Source organism: Arthrobacter pasteuri, from assembly GCF_054510955.1.
On the sequence record NZ_JBTNDO010000001.1, the window covers coordinates 491,247 to 506,834 of the forward strand.

At 69.3% G+C, this 15,588-nt stretch carries 11 protein-coding genes; 4 read left to right on the plus strand and 7 right to left on the minus strand.

Annotation, left to right across the window (positions count from 1 at the left end):
* Positions 1-72: 72 nt before the first annotated feature.
* The 4 genes from ndk to ileS all read right to left on the minus strand — a co-directional run bounded on the left by ndk (position 73) and on the right by ileS (position 5,695).
* Positions 73-489, minus strand: coding sequence for a nucleoside-diphosphate kinase (ndk, locus tag ACX80H_RS02350; protein ID WP_087075871.1), 417 nt, complete (start codon positions 487-489; stop codon positions 73-75).
* Positions 490-566: 77 nt separating this feature from the next.
* A complete protein-coding gene (locus tag ACX80H_RS02355) occupies positions 567-998 on the minus strand; it encodes a DUF4233 domain-containing protein (protein WP_459310808.1) in 432 nt (143 codons plus the stop codon).
* A gap of 7 nt (positions 999-1,005) precedes the next feature.
* Complete coding sequence (locus tag ACX80H_RS02360; protein WP_459310809.1) at positions 1,006-2,397, minus strand: bifunctional folylpolyglutamate synthase/dihydrofolate synthase; 1,392 nt, start codon at positions 2,395-2,397, stop codon at positions 1,006-1,008.
* Complete coding sequence (gene ileS / locus ACX80H_RS02365) at positions 2,390-5,695, minus strand: isoleucine--tRNA ligase (RefSeq protein ID WP_459310810.1); 3,306 nt, start codon at positions 5,693-5,695, stop codon at positions 2,390-2,392. The genes ACX80H_RS02360 and ileS overlap by 8 nt, the downstream gene beginning before the upstream one ends.
* 421 nt (positions 5,696-6,116) lie before the next feature.
* On the opposite strand from ileS, the gene ACX80H_RS02370 reads away from it, so the two are divergent.
* On the plus strand, positions 6,117-7,046 hold the full coding sequence (locus ACX80H_RS02370) for a cytochrome P450 family protein (protein WP_459310811.1): 930 nt from the start codon (positions 6,117-6,119) through the stop codon (positions 7,044-7,046).
* On the opposite strand, the gene ACX80H_RS02375 is transcribed toward ACX80H_RS02370, so the two are convergent.
* A complete protein-coding gene (locus tag ACX80H_RS02375) occupies positions 6,937-7,911 on the minus strand; it encodes a diacylglycerol/lipid kinase family protein (protein WP_459310812.1) in 975 nt (324 codons plus the stop codon). The genes ACX80H_RS02370 and ACX80H_RS02375 overlap by 110 nt on opposite strands.
* A gap of 5 nt (positions 7,912-7,916) precedes the next feature.
* A complete protein-coding gene (locus tag ACX80H_RS02380; RefSeq protein WP_459310813.1) occupies positions 7,917-8,711 on the minus strand; it encodes an SDR family oxidoreductase in 795 nt (264 codons plus the stop codon).
* A gap of 245 nt (positions 8,712-8,956) precedes the next feature.
* Between ACX80H_RS02380 and ACX80H_RS02385 the strand changes: the two genes are divergently transcribed.
* Complete coding sequence (locus tag ACX80H_RS02385) at positions 8,957-10,483, plus strand: SulP family inorganic anion transporter (protein ID WP_459310814.1); 1,527 nt, start codon at positions 8,957-8,959, stop codon at positions 10,481-10,483.
* Positions 10,484-10,536: 53 nt separating this feature from the next.
* Entirely contained in the window at positions 10,537-13,161 is a 2,625-nt protein-coding gene (gene valS / locus ACX80H_RS02390; protein ID WP_459310815.1) for a valine--tRNA ligase, read from the plus strand.
* 61 nt (positions 13,162-13,222) lie between these two features.
* Here the strand turns inward: valS and ACX80H_RS02395 are convergent, their stop codons facing one another.
* Positions 13,223-13,840, minus strand: a complete 618-nt coding sequence (locus tag ACX80H_RS02395; RefSeq protein ID WP_459310816.1) for a mycothiol-dependent nitroreductase Rv2466c family protein — start codon at positions 13,838-13,840, stop codon at positions 13,223-13,225.
* A 167-nt stretch (positions 13,841-14,007) separates the two neighbouring features.
* Here ACX80H_RS02395 and ACX80H_RS02400 point away from each other — a divergent pair, with 167 nt between their 5' ends.
* Positions 14,008-15,537, plus strand: coding sequence for a glyceraldehyde-3-phosphate dehydrogenase (locus ACX80H_RS02400; RefSeq protein WP_459310817.1), 1,530 nt, complete (start codon positions 14,008-14,010; stop codon positions 15,535-15,537).
* Positions 15,538-15,588: the final 51 nt, after the last annotated feature.

Below are 15,588 nucleotides of genomic sequence, written 5' to 3' on the forward strand. Positions count from 1 at the left end.
CTAACCTACCAAGATCCCGCCTATTCGTTGCCCCGGCACACGACCCGGGGCAACGGCCGCTTGGGTGGGCGATCAGGCGAACCAGATACCGATCTCGCGCTCGGCCGACTCGGCGGAGTCGGAGCCGTGCACGAGGTTCTGTTGGACCTTGACGCCCCAGTCGCGGCCCAGGTCGCCGCGGATGGTGCCGGGTGCCGCCGTCGTCGGCTCCGTCGTCCCTGCGAGGGAACGGAATCCTTCGATCACACGCTGTCCCTCGAAGACGGCGGCGACGATCGGCCCGCTGAGCATGAATTCCACCAGCGGTTCGAAGAACGGCTTGCCGACGTGCTCCGCGTAGTGCTCCTCGAGCAGCTCGCGCGAGGCGTGCACCTGCTTCAGCTCGGCGATGGTGTAGCCCTTCGCCTCGATGCGGGACAGGATGGTGCCGGTCAGCCCGCGGGACACGCCGTCGGGCTTGACGAGGACAAGGGTACGCTCAACGCTCATGGGGACTCCTGGAGAGGTGGGCGCCGTCCGGGACGGCGCAGTGGGTATCACGATCGACTCTACTAAAGGCGGCGCCGTTATTCGGGGTTGGCCTTCTCCCACTCGGCCTGCAGCCGGTCCCGCTCCGCGTTCTCGCGGTTCACACGAATGCCCTGCCGGATGCCGTAGAGCCAGGTCAGGGCGAAGGCGGCGCCGACCACGAACATCGTGGGCTCGAGGAAGCCTCCGGCGATGATGACCAGCTGGAGGATCCAGCCAAAACCGATCCCCCACTTCTTCGTCAGCACCGCGCAGGTCAGGACCAGCACGACGCTGAGGATGATGCCCGAGGTCAGGATCAGGACGGGCGAGATCTCGTCACGCCGGAGCCCGAACACCGTGAGCGTGGCGAAGAACACGACGAACGCCTCGAGCAGCAGGACCGTGGAGGCGAACAGGATCTTCGTGGACCGGCGTTTCTTCGGCATCCCGGGCCGCCACTCGCGCTGGGCCCTGGTCATCCGTGCCATGCTCTGCCTACTTCCCTAGGAGCGTGCGGGCTTCCCCGACCACCGTGATCGAGCCGGTCACGAGGATGCCTCCGGCGAGGTCGTTGTTCTCCTCCGCCTTCATCACGGCCCATTCCAGGGCGTCGTCCAGCCCGGGTGCGATGTTGATGTTCTCCTCCGCGAAGCCTGCCGACAGCGCTGCCTGCAGCAGGTCGGCGGCAGGGATGGAGCGGGGCGACGTCGACTGCGTCAGGCACACGTCCTCGAGGATCCCGCCGAGCTCCTCATGGAGTTCAGTGAGGATCGCGGCGGCGTCCTTGTCCTGCAGGACGCCGATGACGAGGACGAGGCGTGAGAACTCGAAGGCCTCACGAATCCCCTTGCCCGCTGCGCGGGCACCGGCCGGATTGTGGGCCGCATCCACGATGATGCTCGGAGCCGTGCGGACTACCTCGAGGCGTCCGGGCGACGTGACGGCGCGCAACCCGTTGCGCACGAGCTCCGTCTGGAGCTCCCGCTCGCCGCCACCGAGGAAGGCCTCCACCGCGGCCACGGCCACGGCCGCGTTCTCCGCCTGGTGCTCACCATGGAGGGGCACCAGCAACTCCCCGTAGCGGCCGGTGAGCCCGGTGAGCGACACCACCTGTCCGCCGACGGCGACCGTCCGTGATTCCACGCCGAACTCGACGCCTTCGAAGCGGAACTCCGCTCCCACCTCGCGGGCACGCTCGAGGAGGACCTGAGCGGCGTCCCGGGGCTGGATCGCGCTGACCAGGAAGGAGCCGGGCTTGATGATGCCGGCCTTCTCCAGTGCGATGTCCTCGACGGTGTCGCCGAGGAGGTCCGTGTGGTCGAGGGAGATGGGGGTGATCACGGCGACCTGCCCGTCGCCCACGTTGGTGGCGTCGGTGATCCCGCCGAGCCCCACCTCGATCACGCCGACGTCGACCGGCTCGTCCGCGAAGATCGCGAACGCGAGGATGGTGACGCACTCGAAGTAGGTCAGGCGTGGTTCGCCGGCGGCCTGCAGCTCACCGTCGACGATGTCGAAGTAGGGCCTGATCTCGTCCCACACCCGGACGAAGGTCTCGTCCGCCACGGGCTCTCCGTCGATGCTGATGCGCTCCGTCACGCGCGAGAGGTGGGGGCTGGTGTAGCGCCCGGTCCGCAGGTCGTGCGCCAGCAGGATGCTCTCGATCATGCGCGCCGTCGACGTCTTGCCGTTGGTGCCGGTGATGTGGATGATCGGGAAGGCCCTGTTCGGCTCACCCAGGATCTCCATGGCCCGGTGCAGCGGAGCCATCCGGGGCTCCATCTTGTCCTCCGGCGCCCTACTCAGCAGCTCGGCGTAGACGCTCTCGACCGAGAACGCGTCGAGTTCCGCGCGGCCCTCGGGGCCGGTGTCGTTCGTGTCATCCATGCTGCTGCTCCTGCTTTTCGACGGTGATGCTGAATTCCTGACCCGAGCCCTCGACCGCCGTGATGCGCAGGTCCAGCGTCAGGGTCTCCGCCCTGATCAGCTTGGCATTCGCCTCGAGTGCGGCCATCTGGTCCGGCGCCACGCCGATGGTGGTGGTGATGCGGTCGCTGATGTCGAGGTCGGCATCGCGACGGGCCTGCTGGATGGCGCGGATCGCGTCGCGGGCTGCTCCCTCCGCCGCCAGTTCGTCCGTGACCTCCGTGTCGAGGACGAGGAACCCGCCACCCGGCAGGACCGTCACGGCCTTGGAGGCCGCATCGTTCCCCTCCACCACGGTGTCGAGCGTGTACTCGTGCGGCTCGAGGGCGAGACCGCCGGCGGTGACGCCGCCGTCGTCGTCCACGGACCAGCCCCCGGACTTCGACGCCCTGATGACCGTCTGCACGTTCTTGCCGAGGCGAGGGCCGGCGGCGCGGGCGTTGACCACGAGGCGCTGGGAGATGCCGAACTCGGCCGGCTCGGCGTCGGCCGAGTCGACGAGCCGGACGCCCTTGAGGTTGAGTTCGTCCGCGATGATCGCCGAGTACTGGCCCGAGAGGTCCGCTGCGCCGGGCGCGACGACGGTCAGTTCCCGCAACGGGAGCCGCACCCGCAGGTTGGCCGCCTTCCGCAGGCTCGAGCCCACGGAGCACACCTGGCGGGTGCGGTCCATCTGCTCCACGAGGTCGGGAGCGGCGGGGAACGACGCCGCCGCGGGCCAGTCGGTGAGGTGGACGGACCGGCCGCCGGTGAGGCCGCGCCAGATCTCCTCGGTGACGAGGGGAAGCAGTGGGGCCGCGACGCGGCACACGGCTTCGAGGCACGTGTAGAGCACGTCGAAGGCGTCGGTGTCCTCGTCGAAGAAGCGCTGGCGGCTCCGGCGGACGTACCAGTTCGTGAGGGTGTCCAGGTAACGGCGCAGGGATTCGCACGCGTCGCTGATGGTGAAGGCGTCGAGTGCCTCGGTGAGGTCGCGGACGAGGTTGCCGGTGTTCGCGAGGATGTAGCGGTCGATCGGCTCCCTCAGCTGGGCCGCGGCCTCGGGAGTGACGGTCTTCGCCTCGTAGCCGTCGCCACCGCTGGCCGCGTTCGTGTAGAGGCTGAAGAAGTGCCAGACGTTCCACAGCGGCAGGATGACCTGGCGGACGCCGTCGCGGATGCCCTGCTCCGTGACCACGAGGTTGCCGCCGCGGAGGATCGGGGAGGCCATGAGGAACCAGCGCATGGCGTCCGAGCCGTCCCGGTCGAAGACCTCGGAGACGTCCGGGTAGTTCCGCAGGCTCTTGGACATCTTCTGCCCGTCGGAGCCGAGCACGATCCCGTGGCTGATGACGTTGCGGAAGGCGGGCCGGTCGAACAGCGCCGTGGACAGGATGTGCAGCATGTAGAACCAGCCGCGCGTCTGCCCGATGTACTCCACGATGAAGTCCGCGGGGTTGTGGGTGTCGAACCACTGCTCGTTCTCGAACGGGTAGTGCACCTGCCCGTAGGGCATGGACCCGGAATCGAACCACACGTCGAGGACGTCCTCGACGCGGCGCATGGTGGAGCGTCCCGTCGGGTCGTCGGGGTTGGGCCGCGTGAGCTCGTCGATGAAGGGACGGTGGAGGTCCACCTCGCCCTGCTTGTTGAGCGGGAGGCGGCCGAAGTCCGCCTGCAGCTCGGCGAGCGAGCCGTAGACGTCGGTGCGCGGGTACTCGGGGTCGTCCGACTGCCACACCGGGATGGGGCTGCCCCAGAAGCGGTTGCGGCTGATGGACCAGTCACGCGCGTTGGAGAGCCACTTGCCGAACTGGCCGTCCTTCACGTTGCCGGGGATCCAGGTGATGTCCTGGTTGAGCTCCACCATGCGGTCGCGGATCTTGGTGACCTCCACGTACCACGAGGACACGGCGCGGTAGATGAGGGGCTTGCGGCACCGCCAGCAGTGCGGGTAGCTGTGCACGTAGCTGGCCTGGCGCACCAGGCGTCCCTCGGACTTCAGCACGCGCGTGATGTGCCGGTTCGCGTCGAAGACCTGCAGCCCGACGATCTCGGCCAGCGGACCGCGCCCGAACATCGGGAGGAACTTCGCACCCTCGTCGACCGAGAGGATGACCTGGATGCCGGCCTCCTCGCACACCTTCTGGTCCTCCTCGCCGTAGGCGGGTGCCTGGTGCACGAGGCCGGTGCCGTCCGTCGTCGTGACGTAGTCCGCCACCAGGATGCGGAAGGCGTTGCGGTAGCCGCCCTCCTCGGGATCGGCGAGGTAGTCCCACAGCGGCTCGTAGGTGAGCCCCTCCAGCTCGGAGCCGAGGTGCCGCGAGGTGACGGATTCCCGGGCGGCGGCGGCGTCCGCGAAGCCGAGGTCCTTGGCGTAGTTGCCGAGCAGGTCCTCCGCGAGCAGGTAGCGGCCGGTCCCGCCGTCGCGTTCCGCCTGGACGACGACGTAGGCGATGTCGGGCCCGACGGCGAGCGCGGCGTTGGTGGGCAGCGTCCAGGGCGTGGTGGTCCAGGCGAGGGCCTGGACTCCGGCGAGGTCCTTCGAGAGGGCCGACTCGCCCGTGAGGAGGGGGAAGGTGACCGTGACGGTCTGGTCCTGGCGGTCCTGGTAGACGTCCTCGTCCATGCGGAGTTCGTGGTTCGACAGGGGGGTCTCGTCGTTCCAGCAGTACGGCAGCACGCGGTAGCCGTTGTATGTCAGGCCCTTCTCGTGCAGCGTCTTGAAGGCCCAGAGGACGGACTCCATGTACTCGGGGTTGAGGGTCTTGTAGTCGTTGTCGAAGTCCACCCAGCGGGCCTGGCGGGTCACGTAGTCGCGCCACTCCCCCGCGTACTTCATGACGGAGGCCCGCGCCGCGTCGTTGAAGTTGTCGATGCCCATGGCGAGGATCTGCTGCTTGTCGGTCATGCCGAGCTGCTTCATCGCCTCGAGTTCGGCGGGCAGGCCGTGCGTGTCCCAGCCGAAACGGCGTTCCACCCGGTGGCCGCGCTGCGTCTGGTAGCGACCCACGAGGTCCTTGGCGTAACCGGTGAGGAGGTGGCCGTAGTGCGGCAGGCCGTTGGCGAAGGGAGGGCCGTCGTAGAAGACGAACTCGTTCGATCCGTCGACCCCGGGATCGCGGGCATCGATGGATGCCTGGAAGGTGCCGTCCTCCTGCCAGTAGCGGAGGACGCGTTCCTCGAGCTCGGGGAAGCGCGGGGAGGCGCTGGTTCCGGAGGAAGCACCGCTGTCGTCGGGCGACACGGCTTTGGGGTAGATCTGCGGCATTTGTCTCATCCTGTGTACGGCGGCGTCGGGTGGAGCAGGAGTCCTGCCGTGAGGACGGGCGCCCTTCCGCCCGCCGCCGGTTGCCTGACCGGCCGCAGGGAACTGGACCCGCGGTACCACCTCACTTGCCGCCGTCGTCCGCCGTGCCGCTCGTCGCGGTCACGCCGGCCTGGGCCGCCGCTCGTTCGCAGGCTGTGACGGGCCGCCCCGTCCGGTTCTACGGGCCACAGCCGACATGTCGGCCGGCCTTTCTTCCGGAAGCTCACCGGTGATTGCCGGGTCGATGCTTGTCCTCCAAGTCTAGCCCTGCCGCGAATTCGTTGTCGAAAGGGCACGCACACCGCCACCGCCCGCGGGACCTGCGAAATGCGTTGTGGGCATGGGGCGTGCTTGGCAAGGTGGGAGACATCCGCCAGCGACAGGACACGCCATGCCAACGCCTCCCCTCCCCACCGCGTCCGCACTCGACACCGCCCGGGTGCTGATGGGGGTCTTCCTGCCGGCGGTCGCAGAGGGTCCCGTAATCCGGCGCCCCTGGGCCGTCGGACTCGCCGCCCGCCTCGAGCTCGATGCGAGGGCCGTCGGCATCCTCCAGCGGCTTCATGCGCGGTACCCGGACGGTCCGCTGATGCTGAAGCTCCCCTTCCGGAGGCAGGCCGTCGTGCTCGCACCGGAGGACGTGGACACCGTGCTGGCCCGGTCGCCCGAGCCGTTCTCGCCGGCCAGCAGCGAGAAACGCGCGGTCATGGCGCATTTCCAGCCCTCCAACGTCCTGGTCTCCCGTGGTCCGCAGCGCACCGTACGACGCGCCCTGCAGGAACAGGTCCTCGACACGAGCCACCCCGTACACCACCTCGCCGACCGGTTCGTCCCCGTGGTGGAGGAGGAGATGCGGCAGCTCCTGGCCGGTGCCGGGCAGAGCGGCTCACTGCCGTGGAGCGATTTCGCCGAGGCCTGGTACCGCGTGGTGCGCCGCGTGGTCTTCGGTGACCATGCCCGGGACGACACGGAACTCACCGCGATGCTGAACAGGTTGCGGAAGGACGGGAACTGGGCATTCCTGAAGCCCGTGCGCAGGAGCACGCGCGAGCGGTTCCTCACCCGCATCCGGGACGAGCTCGCCCATGCCGAGCCCGGGAGCCTCGCCTCGGTCCTGGCCGCCGTCCCCGAGGGCGACGGCGCCGAACCCGCGGACCAGGTGCCCCAGTGGCTCTTCGCCCTGGACAACAGGCGTCCTCCGAGGGCCCGCGTCAGTGCAGGGCGGGTGAATCCGCCGGCATCAGCACCTTCAGTGCCCGGGGCTCGATCGTCACGGCCGCCGGAAGCGGGCCCACCAGCTCGCCGTCCGCGTACACGTTGAGGGGTTCGTCCGCCGTGATCCTCACGCTCGAACCGCGTTCCGCCGCGATGCCGGAACGTCCGAGATGCCGCCCCCGGTACGAGAGGAGGAAGGTGACGGCGACGGTCACGAAGGACGAGCGGCCCAGGGACACCACGTCCAGCAGTCCGTCGTCGACCTTCGCCCGAGGACAGATCCGCAGCCCACCGCCGTACTGCCCCCCGTTCCCGACAGCGACGAACCAGCCGGGGAAGACCCGCTCCGCCCCGTCGACGGACAGCGTGAACGTCACGCCGCGCCAGGCCCGGAACGCCTTCAGCCCGCCGTAGAGATAGACGAACGGACCCAGCGCGACCCGTGCCGCGTTCCCGTACTCGTTCGCGAGCGCATCGAAGCCGACGTGTGCGACCCCCAGGTAGGGCCGACCGTTCACGTGGCCCAGATCGATCGCCGTGACCTCGTAGTGCTGGAGTGCCCCGACGGCCCGTACGGGGTTCAGCGGCAGGCCGAGGCGCCGTACCGCGTCGTTGGCGCGGCCACCGGCCAGGGGCAGGAGGACGGCGCCGGAGTCCCGGGCGCCGCCCGCGACGGCACCCAGGAACCCGTCGCCGCCCAGGGCGGCGACGACGCTCCCCGGCGCGGCGTTCCGCGCCCGCTCCATGGCTTCGCGGAGACTCCCTGTCATGACGACGGAGGGTGTGAACCCTGCACGCCGGAGCGCTTCGGACGTGCGGGGTGCGAGCCGCCGTGCCCGGCCCCTGCCGGCGGTCGGACTGACGAGGAGCAGGGCGTCTCCCCTGGCCCCCGGCAGCGTTCGCGGCTCCCGGCGCGGACGCCACCGGTCGGCGCCTGCGGCCGGGCGGCGAGGGCCCTTCTGTCGGGGCACGGGGATCAGCCCCGGAGCACCTTGTGGTTGGCGGCCTGCGCGAGCGGACGCAGGACGAGCTGGTCGATGTTCATGTGGTGCGGCGCATCCAGCGTGAAGGCGACCGCGGAGGCGACGTCGTCCGCCGTCAGGGGGTGGTCCACACCCTCGTACACCTTGTCTGCGGCGCCCTGGTCCCCGCCGAGGCGGTTTAGGGAGAACTCCTCGGTGCGCACCATGCCGGGCGACACCTCGATCACCCGGATGTTGTTCTCCGCTTCCTCCAGGCGGAGCGAGCGCGCCATCGACTCCTGGGCGGCTTTCACGCCGCAGTATCCCGCGCCGCCCTCGTAGGCCGCGAGCGCGGCCGTGGAGGTCAGGAAGAGGACGCTGCCCTGGCCGCCGGACCGGAGCGCCGGCAGCAGGGCGCGCGTCATCCGCATCGACCCGAGCACGTTCACGTCGTACATCCGCTGCCAGTCCTCGGTGACGCTGTCCACCACGCGGTCCGCCCCGAAGGCGCCGCCCGCGTTGTTCACCAGGGCGTGGACGGGACCGGCAGCCGTGACCTCCGCGGTGAAGGCGTCGACGGACGCCTGGTCCGTGACGTCGAGGGCCACGGCCGTCGCACCGGTCTCCTCCGCGAGGGCCTCGAGACGGTCGACACGGCGCGCCGCCGCGACGACGTTCCAGCCGTTCCGTCGCAGGGCACGGACGGTCGCCGCACCGATGCCGGAGCTGGCTCCGGTGACGACGGCTCGCAGGGCCGGAGGGGCGGGGGCGACGGGTGCGCCGAGCGGCGCCGGGGATGTCGGAGTCATGGGGCCACTGTAGCGAGCCGTGGCGGCACGCAGCTTCCAGGGAGCGCGAACCGCCCCCGGCGGCCGGAATCCGCTGCCCGTTCGGTGCACCGCCGGTCCCGCCGGTACCGTGGACGACGCCTGTCTTTCCCGGAGACGACGCCGGGTGAGTCGTTCCGGGTGCCCTCCTGTGTCCCATCCCGCGTCCTGGCACACTCCCCGCTCCAGCAGGCGCTCCGATCCGCCACCGAAGGAAGAAACGAACCATGACCACCCCAGGCCCTTCGACGACGGACGCTCCCCTGTCGCCCCTCGACCGCCAGTCGGTCCGGACGGTGCTGCGCACCCCGAGGCTCCTGAAGACCGAAGTGCTCGCCGGTCTCGTCGTCGCGCTCGCGCTGATTCCCGAAGCCATCGCGTTCTCCATCATCGCCGGCGTCGATCCGCGCCTCGGGCTCTTCGCGTCCTTCACCATGGCGGTGTCCATCGCGTTCCTCGGCGGCAGGCCCGCCATGATCTCCGCCGCCACCGGGGCCGTGGCCCTGGTGGTCGCACCCCTGGTCGCCAGCCACGGACTGGACCACTTCCTCGCCGCGGTCATCCTCGGTGGAGTGTTCCAGGTCGTCCTGGGACTCACCGGCGTGGCACGGCTCATGCGGTTCATCCCGCGCTCGGTCATGGTCGGTTTCGTCAACGCCCTGGCCATCCTCATCTTCCTCTCGCAGGTCCCCGAACTCCTCGGCGTCCCCTTCCTCGTCTACCCGATGACCGCCGTCGGGCTGCTGCTCGTCTTCGGCCTGCCGCGCGTCACCCGGGCCGTCCCGGCACCCCTGGTGGCCATCGTGGTGCTGACCGTCGCCGCCGTCCTCGCGCACGCCGCCGTCCCGACCGTCGGTGACAAGGGTGACCTGCCGGACAGCCTGCCCTCGCTGTTCTTCCCCGACGTGCCGCTGGACCTCGAGACCCTGCAGATCATCGCGCCGTTCTCCCTCGCCCTCGCCGCCGTCGGACTCCTGGAATCGCTGATGACCGCCAAGCTCGTCGACGACATCACGGACACCCGCTCCGACAAGACCCGCGAGTCGTGGGGGCAGGGTGCCGCGAACATCATCACGGGCTTCTTCGGCGGCATGGGCGGGTGCGCGATGATCGGCCAGACCATGATCAACGTGAAGGCGTCCGGGGCGCGCACGCGGATCTCGACCTTCCTCGCCGGGGTCTTCCTGCTCATCCTCGTCGTCGTCCTCGGCAACATCGTCGCGCTGATCCCGATGGCCGCACTGGTCGCCGTCATGATCTTCGTCTCGATCGCGACGTTCGACTGGCACAGCATCCGGCCCTCCACCCTCAAGCGCATGCCGAAGAGTGAGACCCTGGTCATGCTGGCCACCGTGGTCGGGACGGTCTGGACGCACAACCTCGCGATCGGCGTCGGCGTCGGAGTCCTCGTCGCGATGGTGGCCTTCGCACGCCGCGTCGCGCACTTCGTCACGGTGACGCGCCGGGGAGACATTCGCGACGGGGAACCGCACGTCACCTACCTGGTCGACGGCGAACTCTTCTTCGCGTCGTCCAACGACCTCTACACCCGGTTCGACTACGCCCGCGACCCCCGCCGGGTCACCATCGACCTGCACCGGTCGCATCTGTGGGACGCCTCGACCATCGCCGCCCTCGATGCCATCTCCGAGAAGTACCGGGCGCACGGTACCGAGGTGGACGTCGTCGGCCTCAACGAGGCGTCAGCGTCGATGCGCGACCGGCTGCGCGGCCAGCTCGGCGCGGGCACCTGAGCCCGGGGCACCCGGCGGATCCCGGGCCACCCGCCGTAGGGAACAATGGACCTATGGCCGATACGACCCAGGGCACAGACACGCCCTCCCCCCAGCCCGTTTCCGTTCCCGACAAGCCCGCCCTCGAGGGCCTCGAACAGAGGCTCTCCCGGCAGTGGCGCGAGGACGGCACCTACGCCTTCGACCGCGACACCACACGCGAGCACGTCTACTCGATCGACACTCCCCCACCGACGGCATCCGGATCCCTCCACGTCGGACACATGTTCTCCTACACCCAGACCGACGTGATGGCACGCTTCAAGCGCATGCGCGGCGCCAATGTCTTTTATCCCATGGGATGGGACGACAACGGGCTGCCGACCGAGCGCCGCGTCCAGAACTACTACGGCGTCCGCTGCGACCCCTCGGTGCCGTACGACGCCGACTACCGGCCGCCGGCAGAGCCCGCGAAGAACCAGCGCGACTTCGACGCCGTGTCGCGCCGCAACTTCATCGAGCTCTGCGAAGAGCTGGCCGTCGAGGACGAGAAGGTCTTCGAGAACCTCTTCAGCACGCTCGGTCTCTCGGTCGACTGGGACCTGACCTACCGCACCATCGACGACACGTCCCGTGCCGTGTCGCAGCGCGCCTTCCTCGAGAACCTCAAGGCCGGCGACGCCTACCTGGCCGAGGCCCCCACCCTCTGGGACGTCACCTTCCGCACCGCCGTCGCCCAGGCGGAGCTCGAGGACCGCGAGCAGCCCGGCGCCTACCACCGGATCGCGTTCTCCGCCCCGAACGGCGAGCAGATCCACATCGAGACGACCCGGCCCGAGCTGCTGCCGGCGTGCGTCGCCCTCGTGGCCCACCCGGACGACGAGCGGTACAAGCCGCTCTTCGGCACGACCGTCTTCTCGCCCCTGTTCGACGTCGAGGTCGAGATCAAGGCGCACCCCCTGGCCAAGCCCGACAAGGGCAGCGGCATCGCCATGATCTGCACCTTCGGCGACCTGACGGACGTCACCTGGTGGCGCGAGCTCCAGCTGCCGACACGCGCCGTCGTCGGCCGGGACGGGCGGATCCGCTCGGAGACGCCGGACTGGATCACGACCGAGCGCGCCCGCGCGAACTACGCGCAGGTGGCCGGCAAGACGATCTTCAGTGCCAAGGAGGCCGTCGTCACCATGCTCCGCGACAGCGGGGACCTCGACGGCGAACCGAAGAAGATCCTGCACCCGGTCAACTTCTACGAGAAGGGCGACAAGCCCCTCGAGGTGGTCACCAGCCGCCAGTGGTACATCCGCAACGGCGGGCGCGACGCCGGGAAGCGGGACGCCCTGATCCGGCGTGGCCGCGACATCGACTTCCACCCGTCCTTCATGCGCTCCCGCTACGAGAACTGGATCGAGGGGCTCAACGGCGACTGGCTCGTCTCGCGCCAGCGCTTCTTCGGTGTGCCCGTGCCCGTCTGGTACCGCCTCGACGCCGACGGCGAACCGGAGTACGACGACCCGATCCTGCCCGCACTCGAGTCGCTGCCGGTCGACCCGGCGGCGGACCCGGCACCCGGCTTCGAGGAGTCCGCCCGCGACCAGCCGGGCGGCTTCATCGGCGACAGCGACGTGCTGGACACCTGGGCGACGTCGTCCCTCACACCCCAGATCGTCGGTGGCTGGGCGCGTGACGAGGACCTGTTCGGGAAGGTCTTCCCCTTCGACCTCCGCCCGCAGGGCCACGACATCATCCGGACCTGGCTGTTCTCGACCGCGGTCCGCGCGGACGCGCTGCAGGATTCCGTGCCGTGGAAGCACGCCGCACTCTCCGGCTGGATCCTCGACCCGGACCGCAAGAAGATGTCGAAGTCCAAGGGCAACGTGGTCGTCCCCACCGATGTCCTGGAGCAGTTCGGTGCCGACGCCGTGCGCTACTGGGCGGCCTCGGCGAAGCTCGGCGCGGATACCGCGTACGAGGTGAACCAGATGAAGATCGGCCGCCGCCTCGCCATCAAGCTGCTCAACGCGTCCAAGTTCGTCCTCAACCTGGGCGTCACGGAGGCGTCGATCGGCGAAGGCTCGCTCGCACGCGTCACGAACGCCCTGGACCAGTCCCTGCTGGCACAGCTGCGGTCGGTGACCGAACAGGCGACGGCCGCCTTCGAGAAGTACGACTACGCGAGGGCGCTCCAGCTCAGCGAGTCCTTCTTCTGGACCTTCACCGACGACTACGTGGAGCTGGTCAAGGACCGCGCGTACGGTGATGCCGGCGACGCCGGGACGCAGTCGGTGCAGACCGCGCTGGCCACCACGCTCGACGCCCTGCTGCGCCTGTTCGCGCCGTTCCTGCCGTTCGCCACGGAAGAGGTCTGGAGCTGGTGGCGCTCCGGTTCGGTCCACCAGGCGGCGTGGCCGGGTGCCGGCGCGCTCGACGCCCTGCCGGGGACCTCCGACCCCGAGGTGCTCACGTCCGTCGCACTCGCGCTCGGCGGCATCCGCAAGGCCAAGTCCGAGGCGAAGGTCAAGCAGCGCACCGAGGTGGAGACCGCCGTCGTGACGGCACCCGCCGCACAGGTGGAGCAGGTCCGGGCGGGCCTCGCCGACCTCCTCGCCGCCGGCAACGCCAGGGATCTCCAGCTCGCGGAGGGGAACGGCCCCCTGGCCGTCTCCGACGTCGAACTGGTTCCCCAGCCCGCCGAGTAGGCGCTCGGGCAGACAGGAGGGGACCCACCCTGCGGTGGGTCCCCTCCTGTGTCCGGCAGCCCTAGTCGAACGTGGGGCGCTCGGTGCGGGAGCGCTTGAGCTCGAAGAACTCGGGGAACTCCGACATCAGGACGGCGCCGTCGAAGATGCGCCCGGCCTCCTCGCCCCGCGGGATCCTCGTGAGGACGGGCCCGAAGAACGCCGTGCCGTTGAAAGCGACGACCGGGGTTCCGACCTCGTCGCCCACGCGGTCGATCCCGTCCTTGTGGGAGGCCCGGAGCTGCTCGTCGTACTCGTCGGAGTGCGCGAACTTCGCGAGGTCGGCGGGCAGTCCCACTTCCTCGAGCGACTCGCGGATGACGACGTCGAAGTCCTTGTTCTGGCCGATGTGGATGCGGGCCCCCATGGCGTCGTACAGCTTCTTGACGTACTCGTCCCCGTGCAGCTCCGCTGCGGCGATGACGACCCGGACAGGGCCCCAGCCCTGCAGCATCAGTGCCTTGTACTCCTCGGGCAGGTCGCGTCCCTCGTTCAGGACGGACAGGCTCATGACGTGCCAGTCCACCGAGATGTTCCGGACCTGCTCCACCTCTCCGATCCAGCGCGAGGTGATCCAGGCGAAGGGGCACAGGGGGTCGAACCAGAAATTGGCTTTCTGGGTGGTGGTGGACTCGCTCATACGGGACTCCTTCTGGGGTTGGTGAGGCCGTGGCCTTTTCCGGTGCAACCCGCCGTACCTGCTCGCTATTCCGTCCGAGTTGGTGCCGTACGCCGCGAGGCGGTCTAATGAAGGGACACGACCGGTCGAGGATGCCTGGCGCTATTCCTGCGTCGCCATCCGGCTGGATGAGTTCGCGCCGGGCACCCCGGCGCAGTAAGGGACGCGTTTTGCAGCAGCACGGGACCGAGAGCCACGCCGAAACCTCTGACAGCTGGCTCGACCGCGAGGCACTCGCCGAGGCCATGATCCCGCTGATCGGGCATCTGTACCGCAACAACAACGTGGTCACGAGCATCCACGGACGCAGCCTCATCAACAAATCCACCATGAACATCCTCAAGGCGCACCGCTTCGCGAGGCGCATCACCACCGAGGAACTCCGCCTCGAGGACACCGCCCCCATCCTGCGCATCCTCGCGGACCTGGACCTCGGCGCCGCGGCCATCGACATCGGCCGGCTCCGCCTCGCCTACGACCGCGCGGGCGACGGGCAGAGCCTGGAGGACTTCCTGCGCACCGAGCTCGCCGACATCGTCGGCCAGGGCGGACGGGACGAGCGCACCAGCACCGACGTCGTCCTCTACGGCTTCGGGCGCATCGGACGCCTCGTGGCCCGCCTGCTCATCGAAAAAGCCGGCGGCGGCCATGGACTGCGCCTGCGCGCCGTCGTCGTGCGCCGCGGCTCCGCCAACGACCTCACCAAACGCGCCAGCCTGCTGCGCCGCGACTCCGTGCACGGATCCTTCGACGGCACCATCCAGGTCGACGAGGCCACCAACACCATCACCGCCAACGGCACCCGCATCCAGGTCATCTACTCCGATGACCCGGCCTCCATCGACTACACCGCCTACGGCATCACCGACGCCCTCGTCGTGGACAACACCGGCCGCTGGCGCGACGAGGAAGGCCTCTCCCAGCACCTGGCAAGCACCGGCGTCGCCAAGGTCCTGCTCACCGCCCCCGGCAAGGGCACCCTGAAGAACATCGTGCACGGCATCAACCACGGCACCATCCTGGATTCGGACCGGATCATCACCGCCGCGTCCTGCACCACCAACGCCATCACCCCGGTCCTCAAAGCCATCAACGACCGCTACGGCGTGATCCACGGCCACGTCGAGACCGTCCACTCCTTCACCAACGACCAGAACCTCATCGACAACTTCCACAAGGGCGACCGCCGCGGCCGCTCCGCAGCCCTGAACATGGTCCTCACCGAGACCGGCGCCGCCACCGCCGTCGCCAAGGCCCTCCCCGAACTGGCGGGCAAGCTCACCGGCAGCAGCATCCGGGTCCCCACCCCCGACGTGTCCATCGCCATCCTGAACCTCACCCTCGAGCAGGAGACGACGAAGGAGGAGGTCAACACCTACCTCCGCGAGATGTCCCTGCACTCGGGCATGCGCAAACAGGTCGACTACATCGACAGCCCCGAAGTCGTCTCCACCGACTTCGTCGGCTCACGACGCGCAGGCATCGTCGACGGCCTCGCCACCATCGCCGACGGCATCCACCTCGTCCTCTACGTCTGGTACGACAACGAATTCGGCTACAGCTGCCAGGTCGTCCGCGTCATGGAGGAAATGGCCGCCGTCCACCCACCCACCTACCCGGCCGCCGACGCGGACGCCACGGTAGCGGCGACCGTCTGACACCGCCGGCGCGCACGTCGACGCAGGAAGGGCCCAGCCGATCGGCCGGGC

Coding starts and splice junctions, on each gene's coding strand:
- ACX80H_RS02385 (WP_459310814.1), top strand. CDS start 8,957: ATGACCACCCCAGGCCCTTCGACGACGGACGCTCCCCTGTCGCCCCTC.
- ACX80H_RS02355 (WP_459310808.1), bottom strand. CDS start 998: ATGGCACGGATGACCAGGGCCCAGCGCGAGTGGCGGCCCGGGATGCCG.
- ndk (WP_087075871.1), bottom strand. CDS start 489: ATGAGCGTTGAGCGTACCCTTGTCCTCGTCAAGCCCGACGGCGTGTCC.
- ileS (WP_459310810.1), bottom strand. CDS start 5,695: ATGAGACAAATGCCGCAGATCTACCCCAAAGCCGTGTCGCCCGACGAC.
- ACX80H_RS02395 (WP_459310816.1), bottom strand. CDS start 13,840: ATGAGCGAGTCCACCACCACCCAGAAAGCCAATTTCTGGTTCGACCCC.
- ACX80H_RS02380 (WP_459310813.1), bottom strand. CDS start 8,711: ATGACTCCGACATCCCCGGCGCCGCTCGGCGCACCCGTCGCCCCCGCC.
- ACX80H_RS02400 (WP_459310817.1), top strand. CDS start 14,008: ATGAGTTCGCGCCGGGCACCCCGGCGCAGTAAGGGACGCGTTTTGCAG.
- valS (WP_459310815.1), top strand. CDS start 10,537: ATGGCCGATACGACCCAGGGCACAGACACGCCCTCCCCCCAGCCCGTT.
- ACX80H_RS02360 (WP_459310809.1), bottom strand. CDS start 2,397: ATGGATGACACGAACGACACCGGCCCCGAGGGCCGCGCGGAACTCGAC.
- ACX80H_RS02370 (WP_459310811.1), top strand. CDS start 6,117: ATGCCAACGCCTCCCCTCCCCACCGCGTCCGCACTCGACACCGCCCGG.